At 69.2% G+C, this 16,320-nt stretch carries 12 protein-coding genes and 1 pseudogene; 11 read left to right on the top strand and 2 right to left on the bottom strand.

From position 1 onward, the window contains the following. Nucleotides 1–12 precede the first annotated feature (12 nt). The 8 genes and pseudogenes from IPZ69_RS07120 to IPZ69_RS07085 form a co-directional block, all read left to right on the top strand. Nucleotides 13–975, top strand: a complete 963-nt coding sequence (locus IPZ69_RS07120; RefSeq protein WP_235453143.1) for an ABC transporter substrate-binding protein — start codon at nucleotides 13–15, stop codon at nucleotides 973–975. Between the two features lie 218 nt (nucleotides 976–1,193). Next, nucleotides 1,194–3,632, top strand: coding sequence for a GcvT family protein (locus tag IPZ69_RS07115; RefSeq protein WP_235453142.1), 2,439 nt, complete (start codon nucleotides 1,194–1,196; stop codon nucleotides 3,630–3,632). 22 nt (nucleotides 3,633–3,654) lie between these two features. Then, nucleotides 3,655–4,512: a bifunctional methylenetetrahydrofolate dehydrogenase/methenyltetrahydrofolate cyclohydrolase gene (locus IPZ69_RS07110; protein WP_235453141.1), complete on the top strand. Its 858-nt coding sequence runs from the start codon at nucleotides 3,655–3,657 to the stop codon at nucleotides 4,510–4,512. After that, nucleotides 4,509–5,804, top strand: coding sequence for a serine hydroxymethyltransferase (gene glyA, locus IPZ69_RS07105; protein WP_235453140.1), 1,296 nt, complete (start codon nucleotides 4,509–4,511; stop codon nucleotides 5,802–5,804). Before IPZ69_RS07110 ends, glyA begins: the two co-directional genes overlap by 4 nt. Next, nucleotides 5,801–7,033 (top strand): sarcosine oxidase subunit beta family protein, encoded by a 1,233-nt coding sequence (locus IPZ69_RS07100; RefSeq protein ID WP_235453139.1) that lies wholly within the window; start codon nucleotides 5,801–5,803, stop codon nucleotides 7,031–7,033. Before glyA ends, IPZ69_RS07100 begins: the two co-directional genes overlap by 4 nt. Before the next feature lie 11 nt (nucleotides 7,034–7,044). After that, nucleotides 7,045–10,278, top strand: a complete 3,234-nt coding sequence (locus tag IPZ69_RS07095) for a sarcosine oxidase subunit alpha family protein (RefSeq protein WP_235453138.1) — start codon at nucleotides 7,045–7,047, stop codon at nucleotides 10,276–10,278. Continuing rightward, entirely contained in the window at nucleotides 10,271–10,879 is a 609-nt protein-coding gene (locus IPZ69_RS07090; RefSeq protein WP_235453137.1) for a sarcosine oxidase subunit gamma, read from the top strand. The genes IPZ69_RS07095 and IPZ69_RS07090 overlap by 8 nt, the downstream gene beginning before the upstream one ends. Before the next feature lie 425 nt (nucleotides 10,880–11,304). Continuing rightward, a pseudogene (locus tag IPZ69_RS07085) lies at nucleotides 11,305–11,439 on the top strand (enoyl-CoA hydratase-related protein); the annotation flags it as partial. 343 nt (nucleotides 11,440–11,782) lie between these two features. On the opposite strand, the gene IPZ69_RS07080 reads toward IPZ69_RS07085, so the two are convergent. Beyond that, on the bottom strand, nucleotides 11,783–12,286 hold the full coding sequence (locus tag IPZ69_RS07080) for a hypothetical protein (protein ID WP_235453136.1): 504 nt from the start codon (nucleotides 12,284–12,286) through the stop codon (nucleotides 11,783–11,785). After that, nucleotides 12,286–13,509: a tyrosinase family protein gene (locus tag IPZ69_RS07075; RefSeq protein WP_235453135.1), complete on the bottom strand. Its 1,224-nt coding sequence runs from the start codon at nucleotides 13,507–13,509 to the stop codon at nucleotides 12,286–12,288. Before IPZ69_RS07075 ends, IPZ69_RS07080 begins: the two co-directional genes overlap by 1 nt. A gap of 258 nt (nucleotides 13,510–13,767) precedes the next feature. Here IPZ69_RS07075 and IPZ69_RS07070 point away from each other — a divergent pair, with 258 nt between their 5' ends. The 3 genes from IPZ69_RS07070 (at nucleotide 13,768) to IPZ69_RS07060 (ending at nucleotide 16,292) form a co-directional block, all read left to right on the top strand. Beyond that, nucleotides 13,768–14,469, top strand: coding sequence for a hypothetical protein (locus tag IPZ69_RS07070; RefSeq protein ID WP_235453134.1), 702 nt, complete (start codon nucleotides 13,768–13,770; stop codon nucleotides 14,467–14,469). Nucleotides 14,470–14,974: 505 nt separating this feature from the next. Beyond that, nucleotides 14,975–15,211 (top strand): hypothetical protein, encoded by a 237-nt coding sequence (locus tag IPZ69_RS07065; RefSeq protein WP_235453133.1) that lies wholly within the window; start codon nucleotides 14,975–14,977, stop codon nucleotides 15,209–15,211. Continuing rightward, nucleotides 15,204–16,292, top strand: coding sequence for a response regulator (locus IPZ69_RS07060; RefSeq protein ID WP_235453132.1), 1,089 nt, complete (start codon nucleotides 15,204–15,206; stop codon nucleotides 16,290–16,292). The genes IPZ69_RS07065 and IPZ69_RS07060 overlap by 8 nt, the downstream gene beginning before the upstream one ends. Nucleotides 16,293–16,320 lie beyond the last annotated feature (28 nt).

Genomic DNA, 16,320 nt, shown 5'->3' with positions numbered 1-16,320 from the left:
GGAGCACGAACCATGGCAAGACACTGGCGAGCCGGCGCGGCCGGCCTGGCCGTCCTCGGCCTCACCCTCACCGCGTGCGGCGGGGCGAAGGTCGGCGACAGCTCCTCCTCCGGCTCCAAGAGCTCCGGCAAGTGCGGCACGTTCAACCTTGCCGTCAACCCGTGGGTGGGCTACGAGGCGGACGCGGCGGTCGTCGCGTACGTCGCGCAGCACAACCTCGGCTGTACGGTCAACAAGAAGGACCTCAAGGAGGAGATCGCCTGGCAGGGCTTCGGCACCGGGGAGGTCGACGCCGTCCTGGAGAACTGGGGTCACGACGACCTGAAGAAGAAGTACATCACCGGGCAGAAGACCGCCGTCGAGGCCGGCCAGACCGGCAACAAGGGCCTCATCGGCTGGTACGTGCCGCCGTGGCTGGCGAAGGCGCACCCGGACATCACCGACTGGAAGAACCTCAACAAGTACGCGTCCCACTTCAAGACCTCCGAGTCGGGCGGCAAGGGTCAGCTCCTCGACGGCGACCCGTCGTACGTCACCAATGACGCGGCACTGGTGAAGAACCTGAAGCTGGACTTCAAGGTGGTGTACGCGGGCAGCGAGACCGCGCTCATCCAGGCCTTCCGGAAGGCCGAGAAGAACAAGGAATGGGTACTCGGCTACTTCTACGAGCCGCAGTGGTTCATGTCCGAGGTGCCCCTGGTCAAGGTCAAGCTGCCCGCGTACAAGACGGGTTGCGACGCGGATGCGGCCAAGGTCGCCTGCGACTATCCCGTCTACGACCTCGACAAGATCGTCAGTGCCAAGTTCGCCAAGTCGGGCAGCCCCGCCTATGACCTGGTGAAGAACTTCAACTGGACCAACGACGACCAGAACACCGTGGCCAAGTACATCGCGGTGGACAAGATGTCGCCCGACGCGGCGGCCGAGAAGTGGGTCGAGGCCAACAAGGACAAGGTGGACGCCTGGGTGAAGTAGCCCGGGGCCGGCAGACGGTCGAACATGCCCGGCGGGCGATGCGCATCCGTGCGCATCGCCCGCCGGGCATCGCCGTGTTCAGGGGTGGGTTCCGGCCTGTCCTCCGACGTCACGGACCCCTTGACACCCTCTCCCCGAGACGGGCACATTGAGTTGCGCAACCTGAAGCATGTTGCGCAGGCAGCAACTGAACCGGTTTTGAAATCGGAGGTGCGGCGATGGCGGGACCCCGAGTGGTCATCATCGGAGCGGGCGTCGTGGGAGCGGCGCTCGCCGACGAGATCTCCGCGCGAGGCTGGACCGAAGTGACCGTGGTCGACCAGGGCCCGCTCCCCGCGACCGGGGGCTCCACCTCACATGCTCCCGGCCTGGTCTTCCAGACGAACTCCTCCAAGACCATGACCGAACTGGCCCGCTACACCGTCGAGAAGTTCCGCTCCCTCGACGTCGACGGCCGGCCCTGTTTCCTCCAGGTCGGCGGCCTCGAAGTGGCCACCACCCCCGAGCGTCTGACCGAACTCCGACGCCGCCACGGCTGGATCACCGCCTGGGGCATCGAGGCCCGGCTGCTGAGCCCCGAGGAATGCGTCGCACAGCACCCCCTGGTCAACCGGGACAGGGTCCTCGGCGGCCTCCTGGTCCCCACGGACGGTCTCGCCAAGGCCGTCCTCGCCGTCGAGGCCCAGATCCGCCGGGCCACCGAACGCGGCGTGCGCTTCCTGGCGCGCCACGAGGTCCTCGATGTGCTGCAGGCCGACGGCGAAGTGACCGGTGTCCGCACCGACCAGGGGGAGATCCCCGCCGACATCGTCGTGTGCTGCGCCGGCATCTGGGGACCGAAGATCGCCCGCATGGCCGGACTGAACCTCCCGCTCACCCCGCTCGCCCACCAGCTCGCCTGGACCGGCCCGGTCCCCGCGCTGGCAGGCCAGACCGAGGAGGCGGTGCGCCCGATCCTGCGCCACCAGGACGGCGACCTCTACTACCGCGACCGCTTCGACACCCTGGGCATCGGCTACTACGGCCACCGCCCGATGCCCGTCTCCGCCGATGACATCCTGTCCGTGGACGAGGCCGAGGCGATGCCGTCGGTCCTGAAGTTCACCGAGGACGACTTCGCCGACGCCTGGACCGAGACCCAGTCCCTGCTCCCCGCGACGAAGGACGCCAAGATCGAGGAGGGCATCAACGGCCTCTTCTCCTTCACCACCGACAACTTCCCGCTGCTCGGCGAGTCCCCGGCGGTCAAGGGCTTCTGGGTCGCCGAGGCCGTCTGGGTCACCCACTCCGCGGGGGTCGGGCGGGCCATGGCCGAATGGCTGGTCGACGGCTACTGCTCGTCCTTCGACCTGCACGAGTGCGACGTCAACCGCTTCGAGCCGCACCAGCTGACCCCGGAGTACGTCCTCGCCCGCGACTGCCAGAACTTCGTCGAGGTCTACGACATCCTCCACCCCCTCCAGCCGTCCGGGAAACCGCGTCCGATCCGCACCAGCCCCTTCTACGCCCGCCAGCAGGAGCGGGGCGCCTGCTTCCTGGAGGCGAACGGCTGGGAGCGCCCGCAGTGGTACGAGGCCAACGCCGCCCTCGTCGAGGGCCGCTCCATCCCGACCCCCAACGACTGGGCCGCGCAGTACTGGTCTCCCATCGTCGGCGCCGAGGCACAGGCCACCCGCGAGACCGTCGCGATGTACGACATGACGGCCCTGAAGCGCCTGGAGGTCTTCGGCCCCGGTGCCGCCGCCTTCCTGGAGCGCCTGTGCACCGGCAAGGTCGCCAAGTCCGTCGGTTCGGTGACGTACACCCTCCTCCTCGACCACGACGGCGGCATCCGCAGCGACGTCACCGTGGCCCGACTGGCCCGCGACCTCTTCCAGGTCGGTGCCAACGGCAACCTCGACCTCGACTGGTTCACCCGCCACCTCCCCGCCGACGGCACGGTCCATGTCCGTGACATCACCCCCGGCACCTGCTGCATCGGCCTGTGGGGACCACTCGCCCGCAAGGTGCTGCAACCCCTCACCGACGAGGACTTCTCGAACGACGGCCTCAAGTACTTCCGCGCCAAGCGCGCCCACATCGGCAGCGTCCCGGTGACGGCGATGCGCCTGTCGTACGTGGGTGAACTCGGCTGGGAGCTGTACACGACAGCCGACCTGGGCCAGAAGCTCTGGGACACCCTGTGGCAGGCGGCCGAGCCGCTGGGCGGCATCGTCGCCGGCCGCGGCGCCTTCAACAGCCTGCGCCTGGAAAAGGGATACCGCTCCTTCGGCACCGACATGACCTACGAGCACGACCCCTACGAGGCCGGCGTCGGCTTCGCCGTCAAGCTCGACAAGGACGACTTCGTCGGCAAGGCGGCGCTGGAGCGGCGCAAGGCAGACGTACGGCGCCGCCTCACCTGCCTCACCGTCGACGACCCGCAGGCCGTCGTCATGGGCAAGGAGCCGGTGTACGACGGCGACCGCGCGGTCGGGTACATCACCAGCGCCGCCTACGGCTACACGATCGGCAAGGGCATCGCGTACGCATGGCTGCCCACGGAACTCACCACCCCCGGCACCACCGTGCACATCGGCTACTTCGACCAGCGCGTCGAGGCCGTCGTCGCCGAGGAGCCCCTGTTCGACCCGACCATGTCCCGTCTTCGTGGCTAGCAGTGGGGAAGAGGTACCGCCGGTGACCGCACGACTGCTCGACGGCAAGACGACGGCCGCCCGGATCCGTGGCGAACTTGCCGAGCGGGTTGCCAAGTTGACCGCGACCGGCCGCCCGCCCGGACTCGGCACCGTCCTGGTCGGCGACGACCCGGGCAGCCACGCCTACGTCGCGGGCAAGCACCGCGACTGCGCGCAGGTGGGCCTCGCCTCCCTCCGCCGCGAACTGCCCGCCGACGCCGGCCAACGGCAGGTCGAGGACGTCATCGACGAACTCAACGCCGACCCGGCCTGCACCGGCTACATCGTCCAGCTCCCGCTGCCGCGCCACCTGGACGCCAACGCCGTACTGGAACGCATGGACCCGGCCAAGGACGCCGACGGCCTGCACCCCGTCAACCTCGGCCGGCTCGTCCTCGGCGTCGACGCCCCGCTGCCCTGCACCCCACGCGGCATCGTCGAACTGCTGCGCCGCTACGAGGTGCCGCTCGCGGGAGCGCGTGTGTGCGTGATCGGACGCGGCATCACCGTGGGACGGCCCATCGGGCTCCTCCTCACCCGCAGGTCGGAGAACGCCACCGTCACCCTGTGCCACACCGGAACCAAGGGCCTGGCCTGGCACGTGCGCGAGGCGGACATCGTCATCGCCGCCGCCGGCTCGCCCGGCCTGATCACCAAGGACATGCTGCGCCCCGGCGCCGCGGTCCTGGACGTCGGCATCACCCGTACCGAGCACGGGCTGGTCGGCGACGTGCACCCGGAGGCCGCCACGGTCGCCGGATGGCTGGCGCCGATGCCCGGGGGCGTGGGCCCCATGACCCGAGCCATGCTGCTCGCCAATGTCGTCGAGGCCGCCGAGAGGAACGCGAACGCCGTATGAACGCGCTGAACACCCCCCTGGTGGACCTGGATCCCGAGGTCCACGCCGCACTCCGAGCCGAACTGCACCGCCAGCAGTCCACCCTCGAAATGATCGCCTCCGAGAACTTCGCGCCCGCCGCGGTGATGGAGGCCCAGGGCTCGGTCCTCACCAACAAGTACGCCGAGGGCTACCCCGGCCGTCGCTACTACGGCGGCTGCGAGCACGTCGACGTCACCGAGCGGCTCGCCATCGAGCGGATCAAGTCCCTCTTCGGCGCGGGCTTCGCCAACGTCCAGCCGCACTCCGGCGCCCAGGCGAACACCGCGGTCTTCTTCGCGCTGCTCCAGCCCGGCGACACCATCCTCGGCCTCGACCTCGCCCACGGCGGGCACCTCACCCACGGCATGCGCATCAACTACAGCGGCAAGATGCTCAACGTCGTGCCTTACCACGTGTCCGAGGCGGACAACCTCGTCGACCTGGACGAGGTGGAGCGGCTCGCCAAGGAACACCGCCCCAAGATGATCATCGCGGGCTGGTCGGCGTACCCGAGGCAGCTGGACTTCGCGGCCTTCCGCCGGATCGCCGACGAGGTGGGTGCCCTCCTCATGGTCGACATGGCCCACTTCGCGGGCCTCGTCGCCGCCGGACTGCACCCCAACCCCGTACCGCACGCCCATGTCACCACCACGACGACCCACAAGACGCTCGGCGGCCCGCGTGGCGGGGTCATCCTCACCAACGAGGCCGACCTCGCCAAGAAGATCAACTCCGCGGTCTTCCCCGGCATGCAGGGCGGCCCGCTGGAGCACGTCATCGCCGCTAAGGCCGTCTCCTTCAAGGTCGCCGCCTCGCCCGAGTTCGCGGAGCGCCAGGCCCGCACCCTCGCAGGCGCCCGCATCCTCGCCGACCGCCTCACCCGCCCGGACGCGGCCGCCGCCGGGGTGAAGGTGCTGACCGGCGGTACGGACGTCCATCTGGTACTGGTGGACCTGCGCGACTCCGAACTGGACGGCAGACAGGCCGAGGACCTGCTCCACGAGATCGGCATCACCGTCAACCGCAACGCCGTGCCCTTCGACCCGCGCCCGCCCATGGTCACCTCTGGCCTGCGCATCGGCACCCCAGCCTTGGCCACCCGAGGATTCACCGACGAGGACTTCGCCGAGGTCGCCGATGTGATCGCGCTGGCACTCCAGCCCGAGCCCGACATCGCCGCCCTGCGCGCCCGCACCGAGGCACTGGCCGCGAAGCACCCGCTCTACCCGCACCTCTCAGGTCCTACAGGTTCTTCAGGAGACGTCCGATGAGCCCCCGCACCCCCGGCGCCGACCTTCCCGAACACCCGGACTGGCTGTGGCGCACGCCCGAGCCGAAGCGGTCCTACGACGTGATCGTCGTCGGCGGTGGCGGACACGGCCTGGCCACCGCCCACTACCTGGCGAAGAACCACGGCATCACCAAGGTCGCCGTACTGGAGAAGGGGTGGCTGGCGGGCGGCAACATGGCCCGCAACACCACGATCATCCGCTCCAACTACCTGTGGGACGAGAGCGCCGGCATCTACGAGCACGCGCTCAAACTGTGGGAGGGGCTGGCGGAGGAGCTCGACTACCCGATCCTCTTCTCCCAGCGCGGAGTGCTCAACCTCGCCCACAGCCTTCAGGACGTCCGCGACAGCGTGCGCCGCGTTGAGGCGAACCGCCTGAACGGCGTGGACGCGCAATGGCTCGACGCCGAGCAGGTCAGGGAGGTCTGCCCGATCGTCAACATCTCCCCGGACGTGCGCTATCCGGTGATGGGCGGCACCTACCAGCCGCGGGCCGGCATCGCCAAGCACGACCACGTCGCCTGGGGCCTGGCCCGCTCGGCGGACGCCGCCGGCATCGACATCATCCAGAACTGCGAGGTCACCGGCCTGGACGTGGTCGGCGGCCGGGTGGTCGGAGTCCAGACCACACTGGGCCCGATCGCCGCGGGCAAGGTGGCGCTCTGCTCGGCCGGCCACACCTCGGTGCTGGCCGCGATGGCGGGCATCGAACTCCCGCTGCAGAGCCACCCGTTGCAGGCGCTGGTCTCCGAACTCCTGGAACCCGTACACCCGACGGTCGTCATGTCCAACGCGGTACACGTGTACGTCAGCCAGGCCCACAAGGGCGAGCTGGTGATGGGCGCGGGCATCGACGCGTACAACTCCTACACCCAGCGCGGCGCCTTCCACATCATCGAAGAGCAGATGTCGGCCGCCCTGGAACTCTTCCCGGTCTTCGCACGTGCCCACGTGCTGCGCACCTGGGGCGGCATCGTCGACGTCAGCCCCGACGCCTCGCCCATCGTCGGACTCAGCCCGGTCGACAACCTCTACCTCAACTGTGGCTGGGGCACGGGCGGGTTCAAAGCCACCCCGGGCGTCGGCTGGGTGTACGCCCACACCATCGCCCACGACACCCCCCACCCCCTCAACGCCCCCTTCTCGCTCGACCGTTTCACCACCGGCGCGCTCGTCGACGAGCACGGCGCGGCCGCGGTGGCCCACTAGGGAGCCGAACCATGCTGCTCATCCCCTGCCCGTGGTGCGGGCCCCGCGACGAGGCCGAGTTCCACTACGGCGGCCAGGCACACGTGCCGTATCCCGAGGACCCGGCGGCCCTGACCGACGAGGAGTGGGCCCGCTATCTCTTCTTCCGTGACAACCCCAAGGGCCCCTTCGCCGAGCGCTGGAGCCACGCGGCAGGCTGCCGCCGCTGGTTCAACGCGGTGCGGGACACGGCGACGAACGAGATCCTCGCCGTGTACCGGGCGGGGGAGCAGCGTCCGGCCGCTGTCGAGCCCCGAACGCCGCAATCAGCCCGTCCGACGCTTGCGGACATGGCCCCCGAGGAGCCGCAGGCGGGTCCGGCAGCGGAGCCCCCGGCGGGGGTCCAGAAAGCGGACCCCCTGGTTTCGGGAGCGAGCGGGGTGGGGGAGGACCAGCCGTTCCGCCTGCCCACCCGCGGCCGCATCCACCGCGACGCGCCCCTGACCTTCACCTTCGACGGCACCGAATACCAGGGCTACCGAGGCGACACCCTCGCCTCCGCCCTCCTCGCCAACGGCGTCATCCAGGCCGGCACCAGCACCAAGCTCGGCCGTCCCCGCGGTATCTTCTCCGCCGGAGTCGAGGAACCCAACGCCGTCGTCCAGATCGAGGCCCCCTTCCCCGAGCCGATGCTCCCCGCGACGACCGTCGAACTGTACGACGGCCTGGTCGCGACCAGCCTCCCGGGCCAGGGCCGCCTCGCCACCGCTCCGGACCCGGCCCGCTACGACGCCGTACACGCCCACTGCGACCTGCTCGTGGTCGGCGCCGGACCGGCCGGCCTCGCCGCGGCGGCAGCCGCCGCCCGCAGCGGAGCACGCGTCATCCTCGCCGACGACCAGCCGGAGCCGGGCGGCAGCCTCCTGGGTACGGCCGAACACCTCGACTGGGTGGACGAGGTCGCCGGACTGCTCGACACCGCCCCCGACGTCCGCGTACTGCGCCGCACCACCGTCTTCGGCCACTACGACGACAACCACCTCCTCGCCGTCGAGCGCCGCACCAACCACCTCGGCGCCCAGGCCCCGGACAACGTCTCGCGTGAACGAGTCTGGCGCATCCGGGCCCGCCGCGTCGTCCTGGCCACCGGCGCCCACGAACGCTCGCTCGCCTTCGCGGACAACGACCGCCCCGGTGTGATGCTGGCCGCCTCGGCCCGCGCCTACGCCAACCGTCACGGTGTCCTGCCCGGCCGCCACGCCGTCGTCTTCACGACCAACGACAGCGCCTACGCGGCGGCGCTGGACCTCACCGCGGCGGGCCTGGACATCACGGCGATCGTCGACACCCGCAGCGAGCCGGGGGAGTGGGCGGAGCGTGCCCGGGCGGCCGGCATCGAGGTGCTGGCCGGGCACGCGGTCACCGGCACGGAGGGCGCCCCGCGACTCACCGCCGTGACCGTCGCGCCGTACGGACAGTCCACGGGGCAGCGGGAGTTCAGCGCCGACCTGCTGCTGGTCTCCGGCGGCTGGAACCCGGTGGCGCACCTGTTCAGTCAGGCGGGCGGCAAGCTGCGCTACGACGAGGCCCTCGGCTCCTTCGTTCCCGACGCCTGCCGCCAGGCGGTCGAGGTCGTGGGCGGCGCCGACGGTGTCCTCGACCTGGCCCGCGCCCTCGCGCAGGGCGCAGCGGCCGGCAGGCGGGCGATCGAGGCCGAGGGCTACACCTCCGAGACGCCCCGCCTCCCGCAGGTGGCCGCGCAGCCGCAGACGCCGGCCATGCAGGTCTTCACCGTTCCCGGCCGGGACGGCGCCCCGCGCTTCGTCGACCTCCAACGCGACGTCACCGTGGACGACTTGGCCCGGGCAACCGGTGCCGGAATGCGCTCGGTCGAGCACACCAAGCGCTACACCACGGCCGGCACGGCCAACGACCAGGGCAAGACCTCCGGCGTCCTGGCCAGTGGCGTGGTCGCCGAACTGCTCGGGGTGGACGTCTCCGCGCTCGGCACGACCACGTTCCGGCCGCCGTACACACCGGTCTCCTTCGCCACGCTCGCGGGCCGCGACCGCGGGACGCTGCACGACCCGGTCCGCACGACGGCCCTGCACGAGTGGCACGTCGCGCACGGCGCCCTGTTCGAGAACGTCGGCCAGTGGAAGCGGCCCTGGTACTACCCGCAGAACGGCGAGGACATGGAGGCGGCCGTGCTGCGCGAATGCGCCGCCGCCCGCGAGGGCGTCGCCTTCATGGACGCCTCCACCCTCGGCAAGATCGACGTGCAGGGCCCGGACGCCGCCGCATTCCTCGACCGGCTCTACACCAACATGATGAGCACCCTGAAGGTCGGCATGATCCGCTACGGCGTGATGTGCCGCCTGGACGGCATGGTCTTCGACGACGGCACGGTCATCCGGCTCGCCCCGGACCGCTTCCTGGTCACCACGACCACGGGCAACGCGGCCGCCGTACTGGACTGGATGGAGGAGTGGCTCCAGACGGAGTGGCCGGAACTGAGGGTCCACTGCACGTCCGTGACCGAGCAGTGGGCCACCGTCGCCCTCGTCGGCCCCCGCTCCCGCGAGGTCCTCGGCGCACTGGCACCCCAACTGGCTGTCGAGAACGAGGACTTCCCGTTCATGGCATGGCGGGAGACGACCGTCGCAGGCGTCGCCGCCAGGGTCTGTCGCATCAGCTTCTCCGGCGAACTGGCCTACGAGATCAACGTGTCGCCGTGGGAGGCCCGTGCCCTCTGGGAGGCACTGTACGAGGCCGGTGCCCAGTACGGCATCACTCCCTACGGCACGGAGACGATGCACGTGCTGCGGGCCGAGAAGGGCTATCCGATCATCGGCCAGGACACCGACGGCACGGTCACTCCCCAGGACCTCGGCATGAGCTGGGCGGTGTCCAAGAAGAAGCCCGACTTCATCGGCAAGCGCTCCTACGCCCGCGCCGACACCGTCCGCCCCGACCGCAAGCACCTCGTCGGCCTGCTCCCCGAGGACCCGGCCGCCTTCCTCCCCGAGGGCACCCACCTGGTCGCCGACAGCGAGCTGCCCGCCCCGCCCGTCCCGATGCTCGGCCACGTCACCTCCAGCTACCGCAGCGCGGCCCTCGGCCGGACGTTCGCGCTCGCCCTGATCAAGGGCGGCCGCGACCGCATCGGCGAACGCCTCTACGCCCCCGTGGGCGACCGCCTGCTCCCGGTGACCGTCGCAAGCCCCGTCCTCTACGACCCCGAGGGAGCCCGCCGCGATGGCTGACACCGCCCTGACCGCACAGCACCGCAGCCCCCTGGCGGACGCGACCGACCGCCTGGCCGCCGCGACGCGCTCCTGCGCGGGCGCGCTCCGGCTGGCCGAACTCCCCTTCCTGGCCCAGGTCAACGTCCGCCTGGACGCCAAGGGGGCGGCAGCGGACGCCGTCGGACTCGCCTTGGACCTCGCCCTGCCCCTCGAACCCAACACCGTCGTACGGGCAGGGGGGTTGACCGCGCTGTGGCTCGGCCCGGACGAATGGCTGCTGGTGGGCCGTCCCGGGATCCAGCGGGACCTGGAGAGCCGGATCCGGTCGGCCGCCGCGGACGAACCGGTGTCCGTCACCGACGTTTCGGCCCAGCGCACCACACTCCTCGTCTCGGGCCCCCGCGCCCGCGACCTGCTGGCCCACGGCTGCCCACTGGACCTGCACCCGCGCGTCTTCGGCCCCGGACGCTGCGCCCAGACCACCCTGGGCCGTGCCCAGGCCGTACTGGTCTCCCGTGACGAACCCAGGGCCGGATTCTGGGTACTGGTCCGCTCGTCCTTCGCGGGCTACCTGACGGACTGGTTGCTGGACGCGGCGACGGAATACGCGTGGTCGTAGGTCGCCGCGACGGTTCTCGGGCCGTCTTCGAACGACGGCACGCGAAGGATCGCGGCTCCCAAGCGATCGACAGCGCAGAGGCGATCGTCCCCAGCACCAGGTCTTGGCCAGGTCGGGCTGCCGCCGGCTGGGCTCTCCTGGACCGACGCCCGCGACCGCTGCCGCGCCGCCCACATCCTTGACGAGGTGGCCGTCATGGGACGGCCCCAGCACAGAGTCGTACCGCCTGCCCGCGTCTGGACGAGAATGTAACTCGCCGTGTCTGGTCGATTATCGGCAAGGTGATGTGAAAGGCCAGGCCAGTTGTCTTGCCGCTGTGGTGCGGGAGCGGCGTCGGATCAGGTCCCCGACCACACTCGCCTACGCGCTCTGGTCAACTCCGCGTTCGTGCCTCGCCGGATCGCGATGCTGGAACCCTTCATGCCGGGCTCACCCGCGCCCGCCGAACCAAGCCGCTCATCGCTGCCGTCGAAGGCGCGGCGGTGGCCGGCGGCCTCGAACTCGTCCTCGCCTGCGACCTCATCACCGCCGCCGACACCGCATTCTTCGCACTGCCCGAAGAGGAGGATCGCTGTGGCGGAATGCGATCTGTTCACCGATGGTGAGGTGATCGGCGAATTGTTTCCGGAGAAGGAGGATTTCTCCGGGGGCGTTGATCCGGTTGGCTTCCGTGCACTTGGTGAGGAAATAGCCCGCGAGGGCGGGAGCGGTGTTCCGGACTCATGGAAGCGCGGTGAGGGTTGGTGCTGCGGGCTCAGTCGGACCCGCTCGGGATGCGTGTGCTGGCCGCAGACGGCGCTGATGTTCATTCGGTGGCAGCGTCGCCCTCGGAGACGCCGAAGTAGCTCACCAGCGAGGCTCCCGCCGCTCCCGCGGCGGCGGCCCCTGACCGTCGTGGCGTGATCAGTGCTCCTGGACGCCTGTGCTGTCGTGGATGAACAGGGTCCGGGTGTCCGAGGAGCTGTAGCGCTCCTTGAATTCAAACTCGTCGGCTTCACCGGCCACCGGTGCGTCCGGCGCTTCGAAGTACAGGACGTACGTCTTGGCCGTGTCGGACTCGCTCTCCAGCTGAAGCCACCCCAGGAAGCCCGCCGCGGGATACGTCCCGGTCGCCTTCACCGTGACCGCACTGGGCGAGCGGGTGACCGCGAACTGGGCTTTGCCGAGCTCAAGGCGCTTGAAACCACCCTCCTTCCAGCGCCGGAAGAGGTCGATCCACTCCTGCGGCCATGGCCCGCCGAGCGCCCTGGTTGGCATGGTGCCGGCTTCCAGGCGTTCGAGGACGTGCTGAGCGTGCTCGACCACGGCGTCGTACTCCCAGAGGTTGAGTCCGAACGGGATCATGTGATCGCGGTCCGTCGCCCTGAACATAGGCTGGATGTGCAGCTCGTACACCGGGGTGCGCATCAGGAGTACACCTCCATGCGTACGTCCTTGAGCTCAACCTCGTCGAGGGGCGGTGCGGGGTGTGGAGGCAGGCCGGTCGGGCTGGGTGCGGGGATGAACTGCAGGCTGAACACGAGGTCGGCGCCGTTCGCGCCCAGCGAGTCCAGCGCATGCGTTACGTCGAAGCGCGCCGTACGGGAGACGGGGTGGTGGGCGGCGGCCGGACCGTCGTGGTGCAGGTGCGGGTGGGCGCGCCACAGGGCCACGTAGCCCACGGCGAACCTGTCCGTGAACTCGCTGTCGTCCGGCTGGAAGAGCACGTCGGAGGGATGAACGTAGCCGCGCAGCATGTAGCTTCCGGTCTGCGGCACCTTGAGTTCGTCGAGTCGTACGAGCAGCCGCTGCCCCTTCGTCTCGGGCACCGCGAGCCCGAGGTGGACAATCTCCTTGTCGCGCAGCTCCGTCGCGAGGTCGGCGCCGCCGAGCGGGGTGAGCGGCTCGGTCGCCAGCAGACTGAGGGGGACCGGGGGCGGCACCGGCACGGCGAATGCTGCTTTGAGCCGGTCGGTGTACTCGTACTCGTAGTCGAGGTCCACGGTGTTGGTGAAGTCGGAGACCTTGTTCCTGGGCTGTGTGGTGAAACCCCTGAGAACGTGGTCCGGCGACGTCAGGAGCGGTGTTCCGTTGCGTTGCTGCCATTCGGCCCACATCAGGTCGATGAAGGCGTGAAAGCTGAAGTAGATCGCGTCCTCGGCCGCCGTCGACGGATTCCCCATGGCTCCGCCGATGTAGAAGCCGTGCATGTAGTCGTGCGGACCCCTTTCGAGCCGTCCTGCGTTTCCGGCGAGATCGCCGTTGGGATAGCCGGCGAACTCCTTCTGGTTCGTCTCCGTCGTGACGATGGAAAGGGTGTCGGGAGGCAGCGCTGCGGCCTGGGAGCTGCGCGGAGACTTCAGCCCGGGCTTCTTGAACGCAAGAGGGAACTTCGCCGGCGTCTGCTCGCTGATCCAGTCCCAGTAGGGAATGGTGACGTTCTGAGTGCGCGGCGGATCGGCTGCTTGGAGCAACTTTTCGAAGTAGTGCAGGTGTGCTCGGTGCCAGGGCAGGAAGAGGTCGCTCTGGTGCTCGCAGGGGCCTGCGGAACCGTTGTGCAGAGACGCCTGGAAAGCGTACCCGGTCGGATCGTTCTCGTTCACCTCCGATCGCTGCCGCAGAATGTCGAGCGCGTGGATATAGTCGTTCAATTGCGTGTCGGTGAGTGAATTGATGTCTTTGCGGGCCTTCGGCATTTTGCCTCCCGTGGGCGCCACTGTGGCGGGCAGGTCGGCCGCCTGCTTCAGCCTTCAGCATCAGGCGAGAGGAAGGCTGTCGCAAACCGACAGAGTGCCCAGTACCTCACGGTGATCGAAGCTTCTGAAGGGCCCCGGCAGAGCAGCGTTGTCGGGTTCCTGGACCGGGCACTCGGCTCCGGTGTCCGATCCCACCCGGCGGCAAGGGAGACTATGCCGCTGCTAGCGGGATTCGGATTTCGGCGGCTTGGGCGCGAGGGCGGTTGCCGGATCCAGCGAAGCGAAATAGTCACGCAACAGCGCGTGAGGAAATCTGTATCCGTTGTCGTCACGGATCAACAGGTGATGGTCGCCGGCCCGGCGGAGAAAACGTCGCAGGCGCAGCGGAACCCGCCCGTGCGCCGGATGCCGACCCGAAGGATCGAAGGGCCCTGGGGCGGAGCCGACACCAGAGGACAGTGGTTCGAGGACGAGACGGAGACCCCAGAACGGAAGCGAGATGACCACACCGGCCACTTGGTGACCGAACGCGCACCGCCCCTCGCAGCGTCCTTCCGCTGCTGGAGAGCCTTCACCAGTTCACGCAGCAGAGTGGCGAAGTCCTCATCCGCCTCGGCCGCGTCCGCAACCGCAAGGGGCGACCCGCCGCTCGGTCCGCTCGGCCACCACGCCCGTCTGAGCCTGTTCCGCCAGCCGATCCAGCACAGGATCCGCGCCCAGCTTCTCCCCGATCAGCTCATGCAGACGATCCATCCCCTCATCAAGGGCACGATCCACCTCTCCATCCGCGCGCCCACCAACCCGACCGGCCTTACGCACCAGATACGTCACCGCAGCGGCTGCGACAACTTCCACACCCGTCACCGCAACACCCTCCCCGTCGACCCGGCCACACCCCGTCACGATGCATCATGAAGCCGAGGCCATAGGCACGAGTGGTGATGCCGCAAAGCCGGCAGGAGAACGTGTGCGAGGGCCATCGGCTCCCGTCGCCTCGCCGTTGTCCGTGAGCTCCTGGCCATCGCATATCAGCGGTGCGCGTGCACCGTCCTTGGTGCTGGACGGGATGACCCACCCCAGCCGCCACTCGTGCGGCACACGGGGTGAACGGTCTGCGGCATCAAACGGTGCTGGCCAAGGAGGGGCGGACAACTGCTGCTGCATGGCCGACGGGCATCGCCCACGTTGCATGCAACGCAACTGGCAACGATGTACAGGCGCGCCATCCTGACCTGGTCAAACGCCATTCTGTGTCAGGGGGTTGACGGCTGCAACACCTCGATTCGGGTGCTGCGCCGAAGATTATGGCGTGCAACAGGTGCGTGACACTCCATGCTTTGTGTCCCAGGCGGCGAACCACCGTTCGCACCGATGACAGGCCTCCTTGCCCTCGGCTAGGGGTCCTGAGGGGGAAGGCACCATGGATAAGCCCTTGTTAACAGCCCGCTCCGCTCTCGTGCTCCTGCTCGCCGTGCTCAGTGGCGCCATTGCCACGGCCCTGTCCCTGACGGCCGGTGAGAATGCATCCCGCAGCACCCTCGCCGGACTGGGCGCCGCCGCATTGGCAGTGCCGTTCTTCAACCGGCTCATCGAGCCCGACCAAGAACGCACCTGCCGGCACACACCAGAGCGGGAAGAGGGAGAGGGACGTGGGTGACCTCAGGCCACTCGGCAGCGATCTGCCCGAGGCGTCGCGTGCCCTTGCCCAGGCACTCAGAGAGCTGTTCGAAGGGCTGGACGTCTCCGTTCGCCGCTACGCCGCCCGACGGCAGTGGGATCCCGGCACGCTCTCGCGATACCTCAACGGCAACCGGATCCCGCCGTGGAAGGCCGTGCAGGAACTGCTGGCCGATCTCGGGGAGCACCGGGGCACGGCCGTCACTACCGATGCCGTCGAAATGGTCCGTGACCTCTACCGGGCCGCAGTCGACTCCGGCTCCTCGCAGCATCACGCGATGGAGGTGATCGAGGAGCAGTTGGCAGACGAGGACCGTCGATCCCGTCGCTCCAGTGTGCAAGGAGACGTTCTGGGCGATGCGCTCCTGGAGCGAACCAGCCGGATCCACGACCTGGAGGTGCGTCTGTCGCAGCTGGAGGCGGACTGGAAGGCCGAGCGCGGGCGCGCGGACGAACTCGCAGCAGCGCACCCCAAGGTCTCCCAGCTCATCGAGGAGCGCGATCTGTTGCAGCAGCAGGTCACCAAGCTGGGCGCGGAACTGCAGAGCATGCGGGACGAGCGAGCCGCTGCCGAAGAACGCTGTAGGCTGCTCGAGCGGCAGCTCGAAACGCTCGAAAGCCCCCAAGCGCTGCCGGGGGCGCCGGACGCCGCGCTGCCGAAGATCCTGGTCGTCGATGACCAGCCGGACAATCTTCTGGCCCTCACCGCGGTGCTCGGCACGCTGGACCAAGAGCTGGTCACCGTCTCGTCCGGGCGCGAGGCACTGAAAGCCCTCCTGGACAACGATGACTTCGCCGTCATCATCATGGATGTACAGATGCCCGAGATGGACGGCTACGAGACAGCTGCCCAGATCAAGCGCCGTCATCGCAACCGAGACGTTCCCATCATCTTCTTGACTGCCATGGGCGCAGATCCCGTGCACGCAAACCAGGGATACCTTGTGGGTGGAGTGGACTACATCACCAAACCGTTCGACCCCTGGGCCTTGCGAGCCAAGGTTGCGGTGTTCACCCAGATCCACATCGAGCGACGGATGACACGCACGACACCCGGCTAGCGGGAACAGTTCCCTCCGACAGACCGTC

Source organism: Streptomyces olivochromogenes (assembly GCF_021538895.1).
In the GTDB taxonomy this organism is placed as follows: Bacteria; Actinomycetota; Actinomycetes; order Streptomycetales; family Streptomycetaceae; genus Streptomyces; species Streptomyces olivochromogenes_A.
This window is presented reverse-complemented; position numbering and strand designations above follow the sequence as displayed.

Excerpts from the sequence above, each read along its gene's own strand:
- IPZ69_RS07065 (WP_235453133.1), top strand. The coding sequence starts at position 14,975 with ATGGATAAGCCCTTGTTAACAGCCCGCTCCGCTCTCGTGCTCCTGCTC.
- IPZ69_RS07080 (WP_235453136.1), bottom strand. The coding sequence starts at position 12,286 with ATGCGCACCCCGGTGTACGAGCTGCACATCCAGCCTATGTTCAGGGCG.
- glyA (WP_235453140.1), top strand. The coding sequence starts at position 4,509 with ATGAACGCGCTGAACACCCCCCTGGTGGACCTGGATCCCGAGGTCCAC.
- IPZ69_RS07090 (WP_235453137.1), top strand. The coding sequence starts at position 10,271 with ATGGCTGACACCGCCCTGACCGCACAGCACCGCAGCCCCCTGGCGGAC.
- IPZ69_RS07115 (WP_235453142.1), top strand. The coding sequence starts at position 1,194 with ATGGCGGGACCCCGAGTGGTCATCATCGGAGCGGGCGTCGTGGGAGCG.
- IPZ69_RS07120 (WP_235453143.1), top strand. The coding sequence starts at position 13 with ATGGCAAGACACTGGCGAGCCGGCGCGGCCGGCCTGGCCGTCCTCGGC.
- IPZ69_RS07070 (WP_235453134.1), top strand. The coding sequence starts at position 13,768 with ATGCCGCTGCTAGCGGGATTCGGATTTCGGCGGCTTGGGCGCGAGGGC.
- IPZ69_RS07095 (WP_235453138.1), top strand. The coding sequence starts at position 7,045 with ATGCTGCTCATCCCCTGCCCGTGGTGCGGGCCCCGCGACGAGGCCGAG.
- IPZ69_RS07100 (WP_235453139.1), top strand. The coding sequence starts at position 5,801 with ATGAGCCCCCGCACCCCCGGCGCCGACCTTCCCGAACACCCGGACTGG.